Source organism: Streptomyces sp. NPDC050211 (genome assembly GCF_040656035.1).
GTDB lineage: Bacteria > Actinomycetota > Actinomycetes > Streptomycetales > Streptomycetaceae > Streptomyces.
This window is the reverse complement of record NZ_JBFALC010000021.1, coordinates 27,899-49,668: the sequence shown is the minus strand read 5'-3', so window position 1 is coordinate 49,668 and position 21,770 is coordinate 27,899. Positions and strand designations below refer to the sequence as shown.

The 21,770-nt window shown below is 69.6% G+C and carries 16 protein-coding genes and 5 tRNA genes; 11 read left to right on the top strand and 10 right to left on the bottom strand.

Going from position 1 to position 21,770, the window contains the following annotated elements:
• Positions 1–72: 72 nt before the first annotated feature.
• The 5 genes from hrpA to AB0I98_RS21825 form a co-directional block, all read right to left on the bottom strand.
• On the bottom strand, positions 73–4,026 hold the full coding sequence (gene hrpA, locus AB0I98_RS21845) for an ATP-dependent RNA helicase HrpA (RefSeq protein WP_362944173.1): 3,954 nt from the start codon (positions 4,024–4,026) through the stop codon (positions 73–75).
• Between the two features lie 98 nt (positions 4,027–4,124).
• Positions 4,125–4,198 (bottom strand) — tRNA-Phe (locus AB0I98_RS21840).
• Between the two features lie 24 nt (positions 4,199–4,222).
• Positions 4,223–4,297, bottom strand: a tRNA-Asp gene (locus tag AB0I98_RS21835).
• A gap of 37 nt (positions 4,298–4,334) precedes the next feature.
• Positions 4,335–4,407 (bottom strand) — tRNA-Glu (locus AB0I98_RS21830).
• Positions 4,408–4,487: 80 nt separating this feature from the next.
• Positions 4,488–6,080, bottom strand: coding sequence for a metallophosphoesterase (locus tag AB0I98_RS21825; protein WP_362944171.1), 1,593 nt, complete (start codon positions 6,078–6,080; stop codon positions 4,488–4,490).
• A gap of 104 nt (positions 6,081–6,184) precedes the next feature.
• Here AB0I98_RS21825 and AB0I98_RS21820 point away from each other — a divergent pair, with 104 nt between their 5' ends.
• The 6 genes from AB0I98_RS21820 (at position 6,185) to AB0I98_RS21795 (ending at position 13,638) form a co-directional block, all read left to right on the top strand.
• Positions 6,185–6,535 (top strand): metallopeptidase family protein, encoded by a 351-nt coding sequence (locus tag AB0I98_RS21820; RefSeq protein WP_362944169.1) that lies wholly within the window; start codon positions 6,185–6,187, stop codon positions 6,533–6,535.
• Between the two features lie 110 nt (positions 6,536–6,645).
• Positions 6,646–7,200: a hypothetical protein gene (locus AB0I98_RS21815; RefSeq protein WP_362944167.1), complete on the top strand. Its 555-nt coding sequence runs from the start codon at positions 6,646–6,648 to the stop codon at positions 7,198–7,200.
• A 217-nt stretch (positions 7,201–7,417) separates the two neighbouring features.
• Positions 7,418–9,565 (top strand): DEAD/DEAH box helicase, encoded by a 2,148-nt coding sequence (locus AB0I98_RS21810; protein WP_362944165.1) that lies wholly within the window; start codon positions 7,418–7,420, stop codon positions 9,563–9,565.
• 185 nt (positions 9,566–9,750) lie between these two features.
• Positions 9,751–11,835: a VCBS repeat-containing protein gene (locus tag AB0I98_RS21805; RefSeq protein WP_362944163.1), complete on the top strand. Its 2,085-nt coding sequence runs from the start codon at positions 9,751–9,753 to the stop codon at positions 11,833–11,835.
• 85 nt (positions 11,836–11,920) lie between these two features.
• Positions 11,921–13,456: an amino acid permease gene (locus tag AB0I98_RS21800; protein WP_362944161.1), complete on the top strand. Its 1,536-nt coding sequence runs from the start codon at positions 11,921–11,923 to the stop codon at positions 13,454–13,456.
• Between the two features lie 109 nt (positions 13,457–13,565).
• Positions 13,566–13,638: transfer RNA gene (locus AB0I98_RS21795), tRNA-Lys, on the top strand.
• 38 nt (positions 13,639–13,676) lie between these two features.
• Here AB0I98_RS21795 and AB0I98_RS21790 read toward each other — a convergent pair.
• Together AB0I98_RS21790 and AB0I98_RS21785 are read right to left on the bottom strand one after the other, a co-directional pair.
• Positions 13,677–14,084, bottom strand: a complete 408-nt coding sequence (locus AB0I98_RS21790; protein WP_328361833.1) for a DUF5994 family protein — start codon at positions 14,082–14,084, stop codon at positions 13,677–13,679.
• 48 nt (positions 14,085–14,132) lie between these two features.
• A complete protein-coding gene (locus tag AB0I98_RS21785; protein ID WP_362944159.1) occupies positions 14,133–15,137 on the bottom strand; it encodes an acyl-CoA desaturase in 1,005 nt (334 codons plus the stop codon).
• A gap of 311 nt (positions 15,138–15,448) precedes the next feature.
• On the opposite strand from AB0I98_RS21785, the gene AB0I98_RS21780 reads away from it, so the two are divergent.
• A complete protein-coding gene (locus tag AB0I98_RS21780; RefSeq protein WP_362944157.1) occupies positions 15,449–15,811 on the top strand; it encodes a hypothetical protein in 363 nt (120 codons plus the stop codon).
• 231 nt (positions 15,812–16,042) lie between these two features.
• Here the strand turns inward: AB0I98_RS21780 and AB0I98_RS21775 are convergent, their stop codons facing one another.
• From AB0I98_RS21775 to AB0I98_RS21765, 3 genes are all read right to left on the bottom strand, one after another.
• Entirely contained in the window at positions 16,043–17,119 is a 1,077-nt protein-coding gene (locus AB0I98_RS21775) for a helix-turn-helix domain-containing protein (protein ID WP_362944156.1), read from the bottom strand.
• 68 nt (positions 17,120–17,187) lie between these two features.
• The gene (ribA, locus tag AB0I98_RS21770; RefSeq protein ID WP_362944154.1) at positions 17,188–17,823 is read right to left on the bottom strand and encodes a GTP cyclohydrolase II; all 636 of its coding nucleotides are present in this window, start codon (positions 17,821–17,823) and stop codon (positions 17,188–17,190) included.
• Between the two features lie 110 nt (positions 17,824–17,933).
• Entirely contained in the window at positions 17,934–18,446 is a 513-nt protein-coding gene (locus AB0I98_RS21765; protein WP_362944152.1) for a MarR family transcriptional regulator, read from the bottom strand.
• A 65-nt stretch (positions 18,447–18,511) separates the two neighbouring features.
• Between AB0I98_RS21765 and AB0I98_RS21760 the strand changes: the two genes are divergently transcribed.
• The 4 genes from AB0I98_RS21760 to AB0I98_RS21745 all read left to right on the top strand — a co-directional run bounded on the left by AB0I98_RS21760 (position 18,512) and on the right by AB0I98_RS21745 (position 21,764).
• On the top strand, positions 18,512–19,642 hold the full coding sequence (locus AB0I98_RS21760; RefSeq protein WP_362944150.1) for a dihydrofolate reductase family protein: 1,131 nt from the start codon (positions 18,512–18,514) through the stop codon (positions 19,640–19,642).
• A 79-nt stretch (positions 19,643–19,721) separates the two neighbouring features.
• Entirely contained in the window at positions 19,722–20,963 is a 1,242-nt protein-coding gene (locus AB0I98_RS21755) for an alginate lyase family protein (protein WP_362944148.1), read from the top strand.
• Positions 20,964–21,018: 55 nt separating this feature from the next.
• A tRNA-Met gene (locus AB0I98_RS21750) sits at positions 21,019–21,095 on the top strand.
• A gap of 165 nt (positions 21,096–21,260) precedes the next feature.
• Entirely contained in the window at positions 21,261–21,764 is a 504-nt protein-coding gene (locus AB0I98_RS21745) for a DUF4365 domain-containing protein (RefSeq protein ID WP_362944146.1), read from the top strand.
• Positions 21,765–21,770: the final 6 nt, after the last annotated feature.

Below are 21,770 nucleotides of genomic sequence, written 5' to 3'. Positions count from 1 at the left end.
GCGTTGTGCTGCGAGAAGAGACTGTACAGGAGGGGCGCCGCCTGGTCGAACTCACTTAGGGTGCGGGGCCGGTTACGGTGCAGCCGCGTCGATCGCCTTCACGATGCGCTTGTCGGAGACGGGATACGCCGTGCCGAGCGCGTGGGCGAAGTAGCTGACCCGGAGCTCCTCGATCATCCAGCGGATGTCCAGGACGGACGAGGGCACCGGCCGGCCCTGCGGCATCTGCTCCAGCAGCCACGCGTACTCGTCCCGCATCTCGTGGACCTTCTCCATGCGCGTGGTGTCCCGCTGGACGTTCGTCGGCATCTGCTGGAGCCGACGGTCCGCGGCCACCAGGTACCGCATCAGATCCGGCAGCCGCCGCGTCCCCGCCTCCGTCACGAAGCCCGGCTTCACGAGGCCGTCCAGCTGCGCCCGTACGTCCGCCAGGTTCGGCAGCAGCGCGGGGCTCCGTACGGCCTTCAGACGGCGCTCACAGGCCTGCCACGCGGCGAGGACCTGCTGCACCTGATCCACCGTACGGACCGTCGTGTCGACGATCTCGGCGCGGACCTTGTCGTACAGCTTCCGGTACGACTCCTCGTCCCAGACCGGCCCGCCGAAGTCGCCGATCAGCTTGTCCGCCGCGGCCATCGCGCAGTCGTCGAACAGGGCCTGGATGGAGCCGTGCGGATTGGCGGACAGGGCGAGCTTCTGGGCGTTCGTCAGCTTCTCGGACGCGAACTTCGCCGGGTTCACCGGGATGTTGCGGAGGATCAGCCGCCGCGTGCCCTTCCACATGGCCTGCTGCTGCTCCGCCTCCGTGTCGAAGAGGCGCACGGAGACGGTGTCGCCGTCGTCGACCAGCGCCGGGTACGCCTTCACGGGCTGCCCCGCCCGCCGGGTCTCGAAGACGCGGGTGAGGGAGCCGATCGTCCACTCGGTCAGGCCCTTGCGCTCCAGGGACTCGCCGCCCTGGCGTTCGGCGGTGGCCGCCGCGGCTTGCGAGAGGGCTTTCCTCGCCTTCGGCTTCAGCTGGAGCTTCAGGGTCTCCAGGTCCTTGTCCTCGGCCAGCTTGCGGCGCCGCTCGTCGACGATCCGGAAGGTGATCCGGAGGTGGTCGGGGACCTTGGACCAGTCGAAGTCGTCCGCGGTGAAGGGAACGCCCACCATGCGCTTCAGCTCGCGGGCCATGGTGGTGGTGAGGGGTTCCTGGAGCGGGACCGCCGTGTCGAGGAAGCGCTTCGCGAAGTTCGGCGCCGGCACGTAGTTGCGGCGGATCGGCTTCGGGAGGGAGCGGATGAGTTCGGTGACGACTTCCTCCCGCAATCCCGGGATCTGCCAGTCGAAGCCCTCGTCCGTGACCTGGTTCAGGACCTGGAGCGGGATGTGGACGGTCACACCGTCGGCGTCCGCGCCCGGCTCGAACTGGTACGTCACCCGGAACTTCAGGTTTCCCTGCCGCCAGGAGTCCGGATAGTCGTCCTTGGTGACCGCCTCCGCGGACTCCCGGATGAGCATCTCGCGCTCGAAGTCGAGGAAGTCGGGCTGCTCATGCCGCTTGTGCTTCCACCAGGAGTCGAAGTGGGCGCCGGAGACGACGTGTTCGGGGACCTTCTGGTCGTAGAAGTCGAAGAGCGTCTCGTCGTCGACGAGGATGTTCCGGCGCCGGGCGCGATGCTCCAGCTCCTCGACCTCGCTGAGGAGCTTGCGGTTGTCGGCGAAGAACTTGTGGTGCGTGCGCCAGTCGCCCTCGACGAGCGCGTTGCGGATGAACAGCTCGCGGGACGCCTCCGGGTCGATCCGGCCGTAGTTGACCTTGCGGTCGGCGATGATCGGGACGCCGTAGAGCGTGACCTTCTCGTACGCCATCACCGCGGCCTGGTCCTTCTCCCAGTGCGGTTCGCTGTACGTCCGCTTGAGCAGGTGCTCGGCGAGGGGTTCGACCCACTCGGGCTCGATGCGGGCGTTGACGCGGGCCCAGAGGCGGCTGGTCTCCACCAGTTCGGCGGACATCACGAAGCGCGGGGGCTTCTTGAAGAGGGCGGAGCCGGGGAAGATCGCGAACTTGGCGCTCCGGGCGCCCAGGTACTCGTTCTTCGCGCCGTCCTTCACGTCCTTCATGCCGATGTGGGAGAGGAGCCCCGCGAGGAGGGAGACGTGGACCCGCTGCTCGGGCGCGTCCTCCTCGTTCAGATGGATGCCCATCTGCTTCGCGACCGTTCTCAACTGCGTATAGATGTCCTGCCATTCGCGGATGCGCAGGAAGTTCAGGTACTCCTGCTTGCACATCCGGCGGAAGGACGACGAGCCGCGTTCCTTCTGCTGCTCGCGGATGTACCGCCACAGGTTGAGATAGGCGAGGAAGTCGCTGGTCTCGTCCTTGAAGCGGGCGTGCTGCTGGTCGGCCTGCGTCTGCTTGTCGGCCGGGCGCTCGCGCGGGTCCTGGATGGACAGGGCGGCGGCTATGACCATGACCTCGCGGACACAGCCGTTCTTGTCGGCCTCCAGGACCATCCGGGCCAGCCGGGGGTCGACGGGCAGCTGGGCGAGCTTGCGGCCGGTGTCGGTGAGGCGCTTGCGCGAGTCCTTCTGGGTGGGGTCCAACGCGCCCAGTTCCTGGAGGAGTTGGACGCCGTCGCGGATGTTGCGGTGGTCCGGCGGGTCGATGAAGGGGAACTTCTCGATCTCGCCGAGGCCGGCGGCGGTCATCTGCAGGATGACGGACGCGAGGTTCGTACGCAGGATCTCCGCGTCCGTGAACTCCGGACGGGCCTCGAAGTCCTCCTCGCTGTAGAGGCGGATGCAGATGCCGTCGGACGTACGGCCGCAGCGGCCCTTGCGCTGGTTGGCGCTGGCCTGGGAGATCGGCTCGATGGGGAGCCGCTGCACCTTCGTGCGATGGCTGTACCGGCTGATGCGGGCGAAGCCGGGGTCGATGACGTACTTGATGCCCGGGACGGTGAGGGAGGTCTCGGCGACGTTGGTCGCCAGAACGATCCTGCGGCCGGTGTGGGGCTGGAAGACGCGATGCTGCTCCGCGTGGGAGAGCCGGGCGTAGAGGGGGAGGACCTCCGTGAACCGGTAGTTCTTCTTCACGAGCGCGTCTGCGGTGTCGCGGATCTCCCTCTCTCCCGAGAGGAAGACGAGGATGTCGCCCTTGCCTTCCCCCTGAAGCTCCTCGACGGCATCACAGATCGCGGTGATCTGGTCGCGGTCGGAGTCGTCGCCGTCTTCCTCCAGGAGCGGCCGGTAACGCACCTCGACGGGATACGTACGCCCGCTGACCTCGATGATCGGGGCGTCGCCGAAGTGCCGGGAGAAGCGCTCGGGGTCGATGGTGGCCGAGGTGATGACGACCTTGAGGTCGGGCCGCTTCGGCAGCAACTGCGCGAGATACCCGAGCAGGAAGTCGATGTTGAGGGACCGCTCGTGGGCCTCGTCGATGATGATCGTGTCGTAGGCGCGCAGCTCGCGGTCGGTCTGGATCTCGGCGAGCAGGATGCCGTCGGTCATCAGTTTGATGAAGGTGGCGTCCGGGTTGACCTGGTCGGTGAACCGCACCTTCCAGCCGACGGCCTCGCCGAGCGGGGTGTCCAGCTCCTCCGCCACCCGCTCGGCGACGGTACGCGCGGCGATCCGCCGGGGCTGCGTGTGCCCGATCATGCCGCGCACGCCCCGGCCGAGCTCCACGCAGATCTTCGGGATCTGCGTGGTCTTCCCGGAGCCGGTCTCACCGGCGACGATCACGACCTGGTGGTCGCGGATGGCGTCGGCGATGTCGTCGCGCTTCTGGCTGACGGGCAGCTGCGGGGGGTAGGTGACGGCGGGTACCCGGGCCCGTCGCTCGCCCATCCGCTGTTCGGCCTTGGCGACCTCGGCCTCGATCTCGGCGAGAACGGCGGCCCGGGCCTCCGGCTTGCGGATCTTGCGGGCACCTTCGAGCCGCCGGCCGAGCCGGTGCGCGTCGCGCAGCGACAGTTCGGCCAGACGGGGGGCGAGGGCGCCGAGGGCGGGGGCGCCGGTGGCGGGGTGCGTAGACATACGCCGTCCAGGATCTCATCCCGGGGAAATCCGTGGCGAACGCTTTTGTTTCCGGAAAAATGATCAAGGGCCCGCTCGCTGAGCGGGCCCTTGGGCTGTGGCTGGGGCCGGGGTCGAACCGGCGACCTATCGCTTTTCAGGCGATCGCTCGTACCAACTGAGCTACCCAGCCGCGAGGTTCCAAAAGAAACCTCAGCGGTCCTGACGGGATTTGAACCCGCGGCCTCCACCTTGACAGGGTGGCGAGCACTCCAAACTGCTCCACAGGACCAAGCGATGCGTACGACAGTGTCGCACACGGTGTTGCGTGCCCCCAACGGGATTCGAACCCGTGCTACCGCCTTGAAAGGGCGGCGTCCTAGGCCGCTAGACGATGAGGGCTATCGGCCCGCCTGGGCGCCTCTCAGCGCGTCGGGGACGTGAGAAGCATATGGGATGGCGAGAGGTATCGCCAAAACGGTTTACGGGGACGTGGTCGCGGGGGTGGGAGTGGGGGAGGGCGACGGAGACGGGGTCGGGGTGGGTGACGGGGCGGCTCCCGGCTGGTTCTCCTCCGGCAGGTGGCGGGCCACCTCCGCCGTCGTCAGGCCCAGGCCGCCCAGCCTGATCTCGTCCCAAGCCTGGAGGCGGCGGGTGTCCCGGTCGAAGTAGAGGATCGACGTCTCGATCGGGTCGGGGTACTTGCCCTCGATCGCGCGCAGGCCGCTGCCGCCCGTGGAGCCCTCGATGCGCAGACGGGTGCCGAACGGCATGACCTCCATCTCGGAGTGGTGGAGGTGGCCCGCCAGGACCAGCGGCACCTGGCCGTCCGTCTCGCGGGCCGCGGACGGCTCATGGGCCACGGCCACGTCGACCGGCTTCCCGGCGGCCTTCTGGTCGCGCAGGGCGGAGGCCAGCCGGGCGCCCGCCAGTTCCTGCGACTGCTCGGCGCCGATCTCGTTCGTGCGGTCGGGGGTGAACTGGGGATCGCCGATGCCCGCGAAGCGCAGGCCCGCGACGGACACTGCGCTGCCGTCGTCGAGGACGTGGACGTTCTTCATACGCTCCAGATAGCGCTGGGTGATCATGGAGTCGTGGTTGCCCCGGACCCAGACGTACGGGGCGCCCAGGTCCTCGATCGGGTCCAGGAAGCCGTTCTCGGCGGCCGTGCCGTGGTCCATCGTGTCGCCGGAGTCGACGATCACGTTCACCTCGTACTGCTTGACCAGCGAGGCGATGATCTTCCAGCTCGCCGGGTTGAGGTGGATGTCCGAGACGTGCAGGACCCGGATCGTGGTCGGGTCGGGCTGGTAGGCCGGGAGCGTGGACGTGGCGTCGTACAGCTTCGTCACGTTGGTGACGAGACGCGCCAACTCCTTCTGATAGACATCGAATTCGGTGACGATGCTGCGTGCGTCGCCGACCAGGGAGGGTGCGGAGGAGAGCAGGCCGGAGAACTTGGGCTCGAGGACCGAGTTCGGGTTCCAGGTGGCGAAGGCCGTGCCGCCGGACGCGGCGAGGAGGGTGAGGGCGAGGCCGCCGGCCGCGAGGGCGCGGCGGGGGCGGCGGTAGACCGCGAGGCCGAGGGCGGTGGCGCCGGCGACGACGGCGACACAGGAGCGTACGGCGAGGTCGAGCGTGCCGCGGCCGACGTCCTCGCCGACTTCGTCCTGGAGGCCGGAGAGGCGTTCGGGGTGGTCGACGAGGGCCTGGGAGCGGACCGGGTCGAGCTGGTCGACGTTCACGTCCAGGCGGACCGGGGCGATGTGGCTGTCCAGTTGCAGCGCGCCGAGCGGTGAGACGTTGATCTTCGTGCCGCCGGCGAGTGAGGGGCGCAGGGTCATGGTGGTGTCCATGGGCCCGACGGGAACCCGGACGTTCCCGACGATCAGCAGCCCCAGCCAGGCGCCCAGCAGCACGACCGCGACCAGCCCCAGGGCGCGGGTCCAGGGGTGCGGCTGGGGGACGAGTTCGACGGCGGGGTGCGGGCGGCGGGAACGGTAGCGGCGGGTGAGCGCACGCGATGCCCGGCGTACGCGGTTCAGGGCGGCGACGTTGGGGACGCGGGCGGCCATTGGTCCCGTATGCCCAAGTCCGGCAGCGGATATGCGGGGCGGCGGTGACTCTCATACCGTCGCAGTGACTCTCCTACGACCGTTCCGTACCGGACAATGGCCCTGTGCTGGAGATGACACGCGAGGAGTTCGAGGAACTGGTCGCCGAGGCGCTGGACCGTATCCCGCCGGAGCTGACGCGGCTGATGGACAACGTCGCGGTGTTCGTCGAGGACGAACCGCCCGTGGACGATCCCGAGCTGCTCGGCCTGTACGAGGGGACTCCGCTGACCGATCGCGGGGAGTGGTACGCCGGGGTGCTGCCGGACCGGATCACGATCTACCGGGGGCCGACGCTGCGGATGTGCGAGTCGCGGGCGGAGGTCGTGGAGGAGACCGAGGTGACGGTGGTGCATGAGATCGCGCATCACTTCGGGATCGACGACGCCCGGCTGCATGCGCTGGGGTACGGCTGAGGCGTCGTTCGTCCGGTGTGACGCGTCACGTGTCGTCTGGCGCGTGTCCTCTTGTGGGCGGCGGGAGTTGGGCAGGTTGACTTCTTCGCCCTCCCCGGAGGTGGCTGCCCGTGCGCCCCTTGTACGTACCCGTTCGCCTGGCCGCCACGGTCGTGGCCGTCGCCGCTGCCGCCGGCTGTATGAGCGTGGGTGACGACGGGCCGGACGGAAGCGCCAAGCCGTCCCATTCCGCCGGTCAGCGGGGTGGGGAGGCGCCCGACGGGGGATCGGCCGTGTCGGGCGGTGGCTCCGGGTACGGGGCGGCGACGGGCGGCAAGCGGGACGGGAAGGGCGGCGGGAAGAAGCAGGACGGCGAGGGCAAGGGCAAGCCGGGGGAGAAGTCCGAAGGGCCTTCGGCCTCGGCTTCCGCGCCCGGGAGCGGGGCTCCTTCGGCGCCGGTGCGTCCGGGTGGGCCCGGCGGGACGGGCGGGGCGGGCGAGCCCATGCCGACCAAGCCGCAGCCGACGCCTACGCGGACGGTCGCGCCGGAGCCGACGCCCACGCCGCCGTCGCCGACCGCCTCGCCGGATCCGACCGTCGCCGAGCCGTCCTCCTCGGCGCATGGGGAGACGGCACCGCAGCTGGCCCAGCGGGAGCCGGCGCCGACCGCGGGGTCACCGGCGTGAGGGTGTGACCTGTCTCTCCGGGATGCGGTTTGCCAGGGGGGCCGGTGGGTGCGTATGGTTATAGATCGTTTGAATCATTTGCCCGGCGCCATAGAAGAGCGCGCCGTGTGGCGCGTTCTCTCCCTTGCCGTGGCTGACCGCATAGAGGCGGTCGTATTGCGAAATCACGGAGTTGACGGGCGCGTGCCGACGAGACTCCGGAAGGTTTCGCATTCGCATGTCCATTTCCAGTACTGATCACGTCGTCGTGCCCGAGAACGGGGACGAGACCGTAGAGGCCCCCGAGCAGGCCCCCGAGCTCACCTTCGCGGACCTCGGTCTCCCCGAGGGCGTCGTGCGCAAGCTCGCGCAGAACGGCGTGACCAGCCCCTTCCCGATCCAGGCCGCGACCATCCCGGACGCCCTGGCCGGCAAGGACATCCTCGGCCGTGGCCGCACCGGCTCCGGCAAGACCCTCTCCTTCGGTCTGCCGATGCTCACGCAGCTCTCCGGCGGCCACACCGAGAAGAAGAAGCCCCGCGGCATCATCCTCACGCCGACGCGTGAGCTCGCGATGCAGGTCGCGGACGCCCTCCAGCCGTACGGCGACGTGCTCGGCCTGAAGATGAAGGTCGTCTGCGGCGGTACGTCGATGGGCAACCAGATCTACGCCCTGGAGCGCGGCGTCGACGTCCTCGTCGCCACCCCGGGCCGGCTGCGCGACATCATCAACCGCGGCGCCTGCTCCCTGGAGAACGTCCAGGTCGCGGTCCTCGACGAGGCCGACCAGATGTCCGACCTGGGCTTCCTGCCCGAGGTCACCGAGCTGCTCGACCAGATCCCGGGCGGCGGCCAGCGCATGCTGTTCTCGGCCACGATGGAGAACGAGATCTCCACGCTGGTCAAGCGCTACCTGACCAACCCGGTCACGCACGAGGTCGACAGCGCCCAGGGCAACGTCACGACGATGTCCCACCACATCCTCGTCGTGAAGCCCAAGGACAAGGCGCCGGTCACCGCCGCGATCGCCTCCCGCAAGGGCCGCACGATCATCTTCGTCCGTACGCAGCTGGGCGCCGACCGTATCGCCGAGCAGCTCCGTGACGCGGGCGTGAAGGCCGACGCGCTGCACGGCGGTATGACGCAGGGCGCGCGGACGCGGACGCTGGCCGACTTCAAGGACGGTTACGTCAACGCGCTCGTCGCCACCGACGTCGCCGCCCGCGGTATCCACGTCGACGGCATCGACCTCGTCCTGAACGTCGACCCCGCCGGTGACCACAAGGATTACCTGCACCGCGCGGGCCGTACCGCCCGAGCCGGCCGCACCGGCACGGTCGTCTCCCTCTCGCTCCCGCACCAGCGCCGCCAGATCTTCCGGCTGATGGAGGACGCGGGCGTCGACGCCGGCCGTCACATCATCAACTCCGGTACGGCGTTCGAGCCCGAGGTCGCCGAGATCACCGGCGCCCGTTCGATGACCGAGGTCCAGGCCGAGTCCGCGGGCAACGCCGCGCAGCAGGCCGAGCGTGAGGTCGCCCACCTCGCCAAGCAGCTGGAGCGGGCGCAGCGACGCGCGACCGAGCTGCGCGAGGAGGCCGACCGCCTGGTCGCCCGGGCCGCCCGCGAGCGCGGCGAGGACCCGGAGACCGCTGTCGCCGAGGCGCAGGCCGCGGTCGTGGAGGCCACGCTTGAGGCGTCCGTGCCCGAGCAGCCGGTCGCCCAGGATGTGGACCGGGCCGAGGCTCCGGCGCCGTACGAGCGTCGTGAGCGCCGGGACAACGACCGTGGTGGTTTCCGTCGCGATGACCGTCGTGACAACGACCGTGGCGGCTTCCGCCGTGACGACCGTCGTGATGACCGTGGTGGTCGTTCCTTCGAGCGTCGTGACAATGACCGTGGTGGTTTCCGTCGCGATGACCGTCGTGATGACCGTGGTGGTCGTTCGTTCGAGCGTCGTGACAACGACCGTGGCGGCTTCCGTCGTGACGACCGCCCTGCCGACCGTGGTGGTCGTTCGTTCGAGCGTCGTGACAATGACCGCGGTGGCTTCCGTCGCGATGACCGTCGTGATGACCGTGGTGGTCGTTCCTTCGAGCGTCGTGACAACGACCGTGGTGGTTTCCGTCGCGACGACCGCCCTGCCGACCGTCCGACCGACCGCCCGGCCGGCCGTTCCTTCGAGCGCCGTGACGACCGCGGTGGTCACCGCGGCAGCGACCGCCCCTTCAACCGCGACCGCCAGGGCGACCGCCCGGGCTTCCGCTCCGGCGGCCACGAGCGCCCCTACGGCCGCCGTGACGACCACCGCGGCGGCAGCACCGGCACCGGCACCGGCTCCTTCGGCCGCCGCGACGACAAGCCGCGCTGGAAGCGCAACGGCTGACGCTGATTGACGTGAGAAGGGCCCGTACGACTTCGGTCGTGCGGGCCCTTCCGCGTTTCAACAATCCGCTACCGGGACGTGTGTGCGGTTGTTAGCATCCTTTGGCTTGCGTGGCGGAACGTGGCCGAGGGGGAATTCGACGAGGCCTGCCGCCGCGCCTTTTCTGACTTCCCTGGGGAGGGACCTTGACCCGGCATGCCCGGATCGCACTCACTCTCGTGGCCCTGACCGCTCTGGGCACAGGCCCGGCTGCCGCGGACACCACTCCGATGCCGCTCCAGACCGAGGGGGTGTGGGGCATGGACTACGCGGGGGGTGTCCTCACCACCGTGGAGAGTGCCCCGAACGGCGATCCCTACGTCACCAACCGGCAGATCTCCGCGGACGGTTCGACGGCCGGCGAGCGGGAGACCCGCGGCTACGCCGGTACCTTTGCGCACGGCCAGCACATCAAGCGGGAGGCGTGCGATGCCGGCAGGTGTGTGCCGCTACGAGCGGCCGGGAACGGCAACGTCGGCTACTTCTTCGTCGACGCCGACGGCAAGGAGTATGCGCAGGTCTGGACGGGCCCCGATGGCTACCACTATGCCGACGAACCCGGCGTGACCGGCGGCCGGTTCGTGGACGTCACCGGCCGCTACTTCGTCTACAACGCGGCCTCGACCGGCAAGCAGTACATCGATTCCCAACAGACGTACCTCGTTCAGCATGTGCGGAAGACCCGCTCCATCACCGCCGCCTCCGTGTGGGGCACTCGGCTGTACACACCGGGCTCCGGCGCCGGTGCGGTCACCGCGTACGACCTGGAGCAGAAGAGGACCGTCGAGACGATCGCCACCGGCGCGCCCTGCACGGTCAAGGAGCTTCAGGTGGTGGGCCGTTGGGTCTACTGGAACTGCGGCGCCACCGGAGCGGCGGGGGTATACGACCGTTCGGCGAAGAAGAAGATCACCGTGCCGTCCGGGCCCGCGCTCGTCGGAGACGGGTACCTCGTCCGGCACGACCGGACCGCAGGCAAGCTGTTGCTGACCGACTTCCACACCGGTACGGCGGCCGCCCCGCGCGCGATCGTCGACCTGCCGGCCGGGACGACTGCCGACCAGCGGCGGCAGACCTGGGCCGTGGACAAGTTCGGCGGGGACATCGCGTACGTGGACGCGGACGCGTCCGTGCACATCGTGCAGAGCGGGGTGCCGTCCCAGCCGCTGCTGAAGATCGAGTCCGAGGTGGACGACGCCTCGGTCGGCGCCAAGAACGACTTCTGGAACAGCACCTGGCAGCTCAACAAGCCCGCCACCTGGACCTTCAAGGTCAAGGACGTCCAGGGCCGTGCCATGTACACGAGGACTGGCGCAGGTACCGAGGCGGAGGTCGGCTGGACCGGAAAGACGGACTCGGGGGCCTACGCGTACAACGGGCGCTACACCTGGACGCTGACCGCCACGGCGACCGAAGGCGGCGGGATGTACACGACGAGCGGAGCGTTCGGGCTCACCGGCGGTCTGCCCGGTCACCACGACCAGGGCGGCCTCGGCTACGGCGAGTTGGTCACGCTCAACTCGGCGGGCGGCCTGACCCTGCACCACACCGAGGGCAAGGGCACCTTCGGTTTCAAGACCTCCGCCTCCGGCTGGCCGGCCGGCACGCTCGCCGTCCCCTTCGGCGACATGGGCACCGACCGATGCGCCGAGATGCTCATCCGCACGCCCAGCGGCGAACTGCGCCGGTACACGGGGCGGTGCGGGATCTCGTACACCCCCTCGAACAGCCACACCTCCCTCGGCACCGGCTGGAACGCGTACAACGTCCTCACCGCACCCGGCGACCTGACCGGCGACGGCCGTACCGACCTGCTGGCGCGCAAGGCGTCGACCGGTGATGTCTACCTGTTCGCCAACGACGGCGCCGGGAAGCTGAAGGCGGGCGTCAAGATCCGCACGTGGTCGGGCTACAAGAAGATCGTCGGTGCCGGTGACCTGAACGGCGACGGCTTCGGTGACGTCCTGGCGCTGGACGGGTCCGGGACGCTGTGGCGCTACGACGGCACCGGGGCGGGCCAGGTCAAGGAGCGGGTGAAGGTCTTCGCCGGCTGGGGGGCCTCGTACAACACGGTCGTCGGTGTCGGGGACATCACCGGCGACGGCAAGAACGACCTGGTCATGCGAGACACGGCCGGGAATCTGTACCGCCAGACCGGGACCGGCAAGGGGTCGTTCGCGACCCGGGTGAAGATCGCGACCGGGTGGCAGGGCTACAAGGGCCTCTTCTAGTCGGTTGGTCGGTGGTCGGGAGAGGGCCAATTTCTAGCCAAGTTGTGACGTGTGTCATGCCCCCGGCGAGGGAATCGCTGGGGGCATGACAGATGACGCCAAAGTGAGTGGGCTGTCTGACGAAGAGCGATTGGCCCAGCTCGGCTACACGCAGGTCCTTGCCCGCCGCATGTCGGCGTTCTCCAACTACGCGGTCTCCTTCACGATCATCTCGGTCCTGTCGGGATGTCTGACGCTGTATCTGTTCGGCATGAACACCGGCGGTCCCGCCGTGATCACCTGGGGCTGGGTCGCGGTCGGACTGATGACGCTGTTCGTGGGCCTGGCGATGGCCGAGATCTGCTCGGCGTATCCGACGTCGGCGGGCCTGTACTTCTGGGCCCACCGGCTCGCACCCCCGCGCACGGCCGCCGCGTGGGCCTGGTTCACGGGCTGGTTCAACGTGCTCGGCCAGGTCGCGGTGACCGCGGGCATCGACTTCGGGGCGGCGTCCTTCCTGGGCGCGTACCTGAACCTGCAGTTTGACTTCGAGGTGACGCCGGGCCGCACGGTCCTCCTCTTCGCGGGGATCCTGGTGCTGCACGGCCTGCTGAACACCTTCGGGGTGCGGGTGGTGGGCCTGCTCAACAGCGTGAGCGTGTGGTGGCACGTGCTCGGCGTGGCGGTGATCGTCGGCGCGCTCACCTTCACCCCGGACCAGCACCAGTCCGCGTCCTTCGTGTTCGGCGAGTTCGTGAACAACACGGGCTGGGGCAGCAGCGTGTACGTCGTCGCGCTCGGCCTGCTCATGGCCCAGTACACCTTCACCGGCTACGACGCCTCCGCCCACATGACAGAGGAGACACACGACGCGTCGACGGCGGGCCCGAAGGGGATCGTCCAGTCGATCTGGACGTCATGGATAGCCGGATTCGTCCTGCTCCTGGGCTTCACCTTCGCCATCCAGTCCTACGAGGGTGCCCTCACGTCCCCGACCGGCGCACCGCCCGCGCAGATCCTGCTCGACGCGCTGGGCGCGACGGCGGGCAAGCTGCTGCTCCTGGTCGTGATCGGGGCCCAGCTGTTCTGCGGGATGGCGTCGGTGACGGCCAACAGCCGGATGATCTACGCGTTCTCCCGGGACGGCGCGCTGCCCTTCTCCCACGTCTGGCACACGGTGAGCCCGCGCACCCGCACCCCCGTGGCGGCCGTGTGGCTGGCGGCGCTGGGCGCGCTGGTGCTCGGGCTGCCGTATCTGATCAATGTCACGGCCTACGCGGCGGTGACGTCGATCGCCGTGATCGGCCTGTACATCGCCTACGTCATCCCGACGCTGCTGCGGCTGCGGAAGGGCGAGGACTTCGAGCGCGGGCCCTGGCACCTGGGGCGCTGGTCGCGGCCGATCGGGGTGGTGGCGGTGGCGTGGGTCGCCGTGATCACGGTCCTGTTCATGCTGCCGCAGGTCTCCCCGGTCACCTCGGAGACCTTCAACTACGCCCCGGTCGCCGTCCTCGTCGTCCTCGGCTTCGCCGCGACCTGGTGGCTGGCCTCGGCCCGGCACTGGTTCCTCAACCCCGACCACGAACGGACCATCGCCCGCGAGGCGTCCCGCACGGGCACGCCCGAACCGGTCGATCCGTAACACCCCTGGACACTCCTGGCCCGCTGTGCCGGTGCGGCACGGCCGGGACCCCGATACCCGATCGGAGTCCCGGCCGTGTCCGGCTATGCTCGGGGAGGCAACATCGCCTGGGCCCTTAGCTCAATTGGCAGAGCAGTGGACTTTTAATCCATTGGTTGTGGGTTCGAGTCCCACAGGGCCTACGACAGAGCCCCAGTCCAGACCACATCTGGACTGGGGCTCACGGCGTTTGATCAAGAGCGTCCGCCGCGGCTGCCATGAGGGGTTCCGCGGCCTCCTCGGTCGTGTCGGGCGGTACGACCAGCAGGTCCCAGCGTCCCTGGCCGGGTGAGAGCAGGACGATGGTGTGGGCGGCGGATGCCGTGGGGGTCCGGCGCAGTCGTACGACCTGGTTGGAAACGAGCATCCGGCCGGGCACCGCGGACCATGTCGCCCCGTTGACGGTGACGCTGGTGATGTGGCCCCACGCGCGCGGCAACCCGGCGAGCAGCCAGGGGAGTTCGGCGAGCAGGTCGTACGAACGGGGCCACCACGCTCCGTCGATGGGGCGGGGCATGCGGCCGTGGGGTGCCAGGCGCAGGCGCAGGAGGGGCTGGGAGGGAAGCGGGGGTTGCATGGCGGTGGTCACGGAAGCTCCTGTCGATCGCCGTGCGGCGGAGGAGGCGAGTGCTCGGTGTCAGGTGCGGCGGGCGGCGACGCGGGCCGGAGTGGGCCAGCGCACGTCGTGCACCCAGCCGAGGCGTTCGAGGAGGCGGATGACGGCGGCCGACGGGTCGAGCTGGCCCCGGTCGACGCCGTGGCGGGCGCTGGTGGGGTCGGCGTGGTGGAGGTTGTGCCAGCTCTCGCCGAACGAGAGCAGGGCGAGCGGCCACAGGTTGGTGGCCCGGTCATGGCGCCGGGTGCGGAACGGGCGGTCACCGATCATGTGGCAGAGGGAGTTCACGCTCCAGGTGACGTGGTGGAGCAGCGCGATGCGCACAAGTCCCGCCCAGAGCAAGGCGGTTATGCCGTGCAGCCACGTACCTCCGATGAGCCAGCCCGCGGTGAAGGGCAGAGCTAGCGTGAGGACGCACAGCGCCGGGAAGGCGCGGGCGACACGGCGGATGTCGCGGTCGGCCAGCAGGTCGGGGGCGTAACGCTCCGGCGGCGTACGGTCGTTGCGGAACAGCCAGCCGACATGCGCGTGCAGCAGTCCGCGCAACTGGCCGCGCAGATGCGTGCCGTAGCGGTACGGCGAGTGTGGGTCCCCCGGCCGGTCGGTGAAGGCGTGATGGCGGCGGTGGGTGGCGACCCAGGTGATCACGTCGCCCTGGAAGCTCAACGACCCGGCCACCGCCAGCGCGATGCGCACGGGGCGGACGGCCCGGTAGCCGCCGTGGGTGAGACCGCGGTGGAAGCCGACGGTGACGCCGAGACCCGTGACCGTGTAGAGGACGAGTGCGAGCACGATGTCGGCGGGATGGATGAGGCTGCCCCACAGCAGCCAGCCGGCGAGGCCGATCGCCAGGAACGGCAGGACGACGATCACTGCCGTCACCGTGACGTACAGCCGTTCGCCGCCGTCGCGCGGGGGCGCCGGTCCGTCCGGCGGGAAGGGGGACGTACCGTCGTAGCTCTGGGGCGGGGCGGGGGCCGACGGTGTGGCCGTCGTGGGCGTGGGCGTGGTCGGGCTGCGGGGCATGCGTGGCTCCTCGGCTGGTGCGGATGGCGCGGCCGGGGTCACGGGCTGCCCTGAGGACGCGTGACGGGCTGTGGAAGGGAATGTGGTCTGGTGGACTCACCGGACCATGAGATGACGGCCCGGAGCCGGTCCGAATTCCGCTATGTGAAAGGCCCTCGGGTTCTCACCGTACTCCTGCCCGTGTAACAACCGCGTCTGCTCGCCGGCGGTATCGCGTTGACACGGGCCCACGCCGGACGTTGACTGGCGGCACGGCTCAGAGCCATGCCGCTGAAGGAAATCCGGTACAACACAGAGGAAAGCGGCACTTGATGATGTACGACCAGACACGCGCCCAACAGTCCGCGGACCAGCCCCGTGGCGCCGCGGGGCGCCGCGCGCCCGGCCCGGCACCGCTGTTCCCGGCGGACGAGCGGGACAAGATCGTCCGGCGCCTCGGGCGGGCCGTCAACACGTTCCCCGACGCTCCGCGTGAGTCGCTGGAGGAAGCCGAGGGCGCCTTCGACGAGGCCACCGCCCAGCTCGTGGAGGTCCTCGCCGAACTTCGGCGTTCCCTCCGCGCGGGCTGGCAGGACCAGGACCCCGAAGGCCAGGACGCCGAAAAGGAATCCGCCGAGCTCCACCTCGCGCTGAGGCAGTACCGGGAGATCACCCAGCGCCTGCTCCGCCTCTGAACGACGCAGGTCGTTCTCGGCGCGAGCTGAACCCCGCCTACGGCAGGTAGGCGGGGGATCAGTGCTGCCCCGTGAGGGATCGTTCGGCACCCCCAAGAAGCACCCCAGTGCCTCCAGGTCCCCCCGCGGTCCTCCCCCGCACCGAGGGTGTGCTCGATGGGGTCCGGATCCGGTCCTGAAGTCACTGGGATGCTGTGATCCAACTGTCGCCTGTGCTGGTCAGTCGCGTCTTTAGCAGCCCGTGCCGAGATCCTTGGCATTCTGTGCACGTTCCCGGGCCTCACTCGGGGAGACTCCGTAGGCCGCGCGGAAGGCCCGGCTGAAGTCGGCCGGGTTGCGGAATCCCCAGCGGGCCGCCGTCTCGCCGATGGTGCGGTGGCGGAGGGCGGGGTCGGTCAGATCGGCGTGGCTGCGCTGCAGGCGGCGGCGCCGGACCGTGGCGGCCACGGGTTCCGGTGCGTCGCGGAACAAGGTGTGCAGGGTGCGTACGGAGATGTGGTGGTGGGCGGCGATGGCCGCCGGGCGCAGCCACGGGTCGGCCAGGTTGTGGTCGATGAAGGCGTTGATCCGGGCGAGCAGCGCGGCCTTGCGGGTCTCGACGGGCAGCGCGTCCTGCTCGCCGAGCCGCGCGGCCAGCAAGGACGCGGCCAGGTCGACGGCGACGGAGCCGAGCCGGGCCAGCTCCGCCGGTCCGCAGCTGCGGGCGGCGTCCGGAAGGCCCGTCAGATACGGGGCGAGCAGCGCCGCGGAACCGGTGCCGGTGGGCAGCGGCTCGGCCAGCAGCCGGTCCGCCCGGCCGTCGGCGAGGGGCAGCACGGTACGCGGCAGCCGCAGCACCGTCATCCGGCACTGCTGCTCGGGGTCCTGGAAATCGCTGATCAGCGGGCGGGAACTCGAGTACAGGGTCATTTCGCCGGAGCCGAGGCAGGCGACGTTCCTGGACTGTTCCAGCCTTATGGAGCTGCGGCCCCCGACGAGGATCATGAAGTAGTCCTCGGGATCCTGGCGGCGGATCTGCGCCAGCGAACGGCGGGCGGTCATCGGGGAGAACGTGAAGGTCGTGACCTGGCTGCGCGGCAGCATCCCCACGGCTTCCAGCCGGCCCTCGAAGCGGGGCGCGTGCGCGCTGCTGATCGACACCGGCATCAGCTCGTCGACGACCTCGGCCCACCAGCTGAACCGGTCCGGCTCCGGCACGGAGTCGGACCCCATCGTCAGGAACGGGCCCGCCGCTGGGGCGTCCTGTCCTGACGTCACCTCGGGGATAGAGGGGATATCGGGGAGTTCGGGGATGCCGGCGATGGACATGGAGTCGATAGTGCCCGGCGCGGACGTCATCCGAGAAGGGCGCCCGGAAGGCTCCCCCAGTAGTGCCGTCAGCCCGCCGTACGCTCCGTCAGTTCGCCCAGCGGCAGGGTGTGCTGGGTCTGGAGCACCTTCGCCCGCAGGTAGCGGACGTTGTGGGCGGTGGTGAACACACCGGTCGGCACGCGGTCGCGGACGCTGATGCCGAGGTCGCGCAACTGGCCCGCCTTGTCGGGGTTGTTGGAGAGCAGGTCGAGCTCGCCGATGCCGAGGGTGGCCAGCATCTGCGCGGCCGCCGTGTAGTCGCGGGCGTCCTCGGGCAGGCCCAGTGCGGTGTTCGCCGCGTAGGTGTCGAGGCCCTGGTCCTGAAGGGCGTACGCGTCGAGCTTGTTGTAGAGGCCGATGCCGCGGCCTTCCTGGCGGAGGTAGAGCAGGACGCCGCCTCGGTCGGCGATGCGCTCGACGGCCTCGCGCAGCTGCGGGCCGCAGTCGCAGCGGGCCGAGCCGAAGACATCGCCGGTGAGGCACTCGGAGTGCAGACGCACCAAGGGGACGGGCCCCGGGTCGCCGAGGACGACGGCCACGTGCTCCTGACTGTCGGCCAGTCCGTGGAAGGTGACCAGTTCGGCATCGACGCTGTAGCCGTCTCCGAAGCGCAGCGGCACGCGGACGCGGGAGCGCTGGGTGGCGGCGGGGAAGTCGGGCATGCGGGTACTCCGGTCCTCGGGCACATCTGCTTCAGATTTGAAGCAGCTCCTCGGTGTCGGACACTACCCCATGCTTCAATTTTGAAGCAACGGATTTGTGACCCGCGTCATCAACAGGGTTTGGCCGACCGCCGCCGCCACGGCACGTCATCGGGCGCCGCCTGCGCCGCGTCCCCCTCGAACCCCTCGGCGATCTTGCCGAAGATCTCCTCCATCTGCCCGACCTGCTCCGGAGTCAGCCGGTCGAAGAGCAGCGCCCGTACGGTCTCCACATGCCCCGGCGCCGCCCGCTCCAGGACCGTCATCCCCTCGTCGGTCAGCGCCGCGATGCTGCCGCGCTTGTCCCAGCGGCAGTTCTCGCGGCGCACCAGCCCGTCCTTCTCCAGGCGCGTCACGGCATACGTCAGCCTGCTGCGGGTGATCTTCAGTCGCGCCGCGAGGTCGGTCATGCGCAGCTTGCGCTCCGGGGCCTCGGACAGGGTGGAGAGGATGGAGTAATACATGTGCGGCATGCCGGCTTCCTGCTGGAGTTGCCGGTCGAGCGCATCCTCCACCAGGAGGACGGCGCCGATGTACGCGCGCCAGGCGCGCTGCTCCTCGGGGGTGAGCCAGCGGGTCGTCATGCATCCAGTGTAGGTTTGTTTCAAACTTGAACCAAGCCCGCCCGTCGCCGAGGTGGAGTACGCAGATGCCCTTCCCCTACGTCCTGCTGTCCGCCGCCGTCTCCCTCGACGGCTACCTGGACGACACCGGCCCCGACCGCCTGCTCCTGTCCAGCCCGGCCGACTTCGACCGCGTCGACGAGGTACGGGCCTCCGTCGACGCCATCCTCGTCGGCGCCGGCACCATCCGCGCCGACAACCCCCGCCTCCTGGTGAACTCCCCCGAGCGCCGAGCGGCACGGGAGGCCGCGGGCAAGCCCGCCTACCCCCTGAAGGTAACGGTCAGCGGTTCCGGCGACCTGGACCCGGCGGCGAAGTTCTGGCACACGGGAGGCGAGAAGGTCGTCTATACGACGGACCGGGGCGCCCAGCGCCTGCACGCGACGCCGGTCGACGCCGACGTGGTCCCGCTGGGCCCGGAACTGGACTGGCGCCGGCTGCTGGAGCACCTGCACGAGGTGCGCGGCGTGCGGCGCTTGATGGTCGAGGGCGGCGGCCTCATCCACACCCAGCTGCTCCAGCGGGGGCTGGCCGACGAGGTGCAGCTGGTCCTGGCGCCGCTGTTCGTGGGCGACCCGAAGGCGCCGCGGCTGTTCGGCCCCGGCGGATACCAGGGCGGCCGCCTCCGCCTGCTGGAGACACGGCGGATCGAGGACGTCGTGCTCATGCGCTACGAGCCCACCGCACCCGGCGCCGGCCGCCTGGACTCCGCAGCCGACCACCACTGGCTCGCCCTGGCCTGCGAACTGGCCGCGCAGTGCCCTCCCTCGCCGACCGCGTTCAGCGTGGGAGCGGTCGTGGTCGCGGCCGACGGGACCGAGCTGGCGCGGGGCCACTCCCGCGAGGGCGGCGACCTGGTCGTCCACGCGGAGGAGGCCGCGCTGGCGAAGCTCGACCCGACCGACCCCCGGCTGGCCACCGCCACGGTCTACAGCAGCCTGGAACCGTGCGCCCACCGCGCATCCCGCCCCGCGCCGTGTGCGCGGTTGATCCTGGACGCCGGAGTACGGCGCGTGGTGACGGCATGGCGTGAGCCGGACACCTTCGTGGTGGCCGCCGACGGCAGCGGGATGCTGGAAGCGGCCGGTGTGGACGTCGTCGTCCTGCCGGAGTACGAGGAGCGCGCGAAGGCGCCGAACCGTCATCTGTCGGCCTGACGGACCGGCCTCAACTCCCCTTCGGCCCATCAGATCCTGCGCCCCGTCGCCGTACCAGGCACGCTGCGAATGAGCGGGTGTGGATCACGGCACGGAGGCGGCGATGGGGTCGGTGCGCAGACGGACGACGGCTTTGCTGATCCCGCCCCTGGTCGCGGCGCTCCTCGCCTCCTGCGGGACGGCCGACGGTTCGCGCTCCATGGCCCGCGCCCTCCCGTCGGACGCCGAGTTCACCCACCCCGGCGTCCTCGTCGGCAAGGCCCAGCTGGACGCCGTACGAGAGAACGTCCTGGCGGGCAGGCAGCCGTGGCTCAAGGCGTTCCTCGACATGCGGGACAGCAGATACGGGGCGTACAAATACCGGGCCGAGCCGTACAAGTCCGTGAACTGCCCGGCCGGTGCCATGGCCGGCCGGGGCTGCATCCAGGAGCGTACGGACGCCATCGCCGCCTACACCCAGGCCCTGCTGTTCACGGTCACCGGCAAGCGGCAGCACGCCGTCAAAGCCCGGGAGATCATGGACGGCTGGTCGGCGAAGCTGAAGCGGCACACCGGGCAGAACGCCGGACTCCAGGCGGCCTGGGCCGGGTCGACCTGGGCACGGGCCGCCGAGATCGTGCGGCACACACCCGGCGCGGACTGGCCCGCCGACCGCGTACAGCGCTTCGCGACCATGCTCCGCACCGTCTACCTCCCCCGGGTCACCCGCCGCGTCCTGGACGTCAACGGAAACCGGGATCTCGCCTCGACCGACGCGGCCATCGGGATCGCCGTCTTCCTCGACGACCACCAGACCTTCAACCACGCCCTGCAGCGCTTCCGCGACCGCGTCCCCGCCTACTTCTACCTGCGCAAGGACGGCCGCCACCCGCTCACCGCGCCCGGCTCCGGCATGGACTCCCCGCAGCGACTGCGGTCGTACTGGTTCCAGCAGTCGACCTACAAGGACGGCGTCACCCAGGAGACCTGCCGTGACTTCGAGCACGTCGGCCACTCCCTCGCCGCCACCGCCCACATCGCCGAGACGGCCTGGCACCAGGGCGTCGACCTGTACGGCGAGGTCAAGGACCGGCTCAAGGCCGCCCTGTCCCTCCACGCCCGGCACCAGCTGGGCGAGCCCGCGCCTGCCTGGCTGTGCGGCGGCAAGGTCTCCAGAACCATGGGGCCCGACCTGGAAGTCGTACTGAATCACCTGGAAGACCGGCTTCACGTCACCGTCCCCGCCGCCCGCAGACTCGCCGAGTGGACCCGCCCGGCCGGTACCGACGGGCTCTTCGTCGCCTGGGAGACCCTCACCCACGCGGGCAAACCCGCAGGGTGAATCAACGTGTGGTCATGAGTGTCCCGCGGATGGCGTAGACTAGTGAACACAACGACGCGGGGTGGAGCAGCTCGGTAGCTCGCTGGGCTCATAACCCAGAGGTCGCAGGTTCAAATCCTGTCCCCGCTACCAAATATGCAGTTCAAGAGGCATCTTCGACATTACGTTCGAAGATGCCTCTTTGCTGTGTCCGGGACCATTTTCGGGACTGTCCAAAGGTCCACTTTTTGACCCTGACAGCCTTTGAAGCTTCTCGTAAGCTCCTGACTACTGTGCGCCACAGTAGGGGGGCTTTAGATGCTCGATGCCCGGCAGCATCAGGGCAAATTCGGCGAAGACTACGTCCGTGTGCTCGCCTCCGCGGCAGGGTTGATCGTTTCGCAGGACGATCTCGACGCGGATGGGATCGATCTCGGATTCCGTGCCACCGGTCGGTACGGACGGAGGCAGTCACCCACCATCGAAGCTCAGATCAAGACATGGTCGAAGCCGTCCGGATCGTCCGGTCATCTGAACTACCGCGGGCTCAATGAGTGGCAGTTCAACAGGCTCGCAGGCCCCGACTTCACCGTTCCCCGCTTCCTGTTCGTCATCTGCGTCCCCGCGGACAAGGAGGAGTACGCGGCCATGACGACCGAGGGCGTCATGCTCCGTCACTTGGGCTACTTCGTCTCGCTTCGTTCCGAGGAGCCGATCAAGGACCCAGATCGTGAGCGAATACGTCCGGTCCGGGTTCCGACAGCGAACGTGCTCACCGCCTCTTCGCTGCGCCGGCTCACCGAGACCCAGTCGGACTGGTAGGGGAAC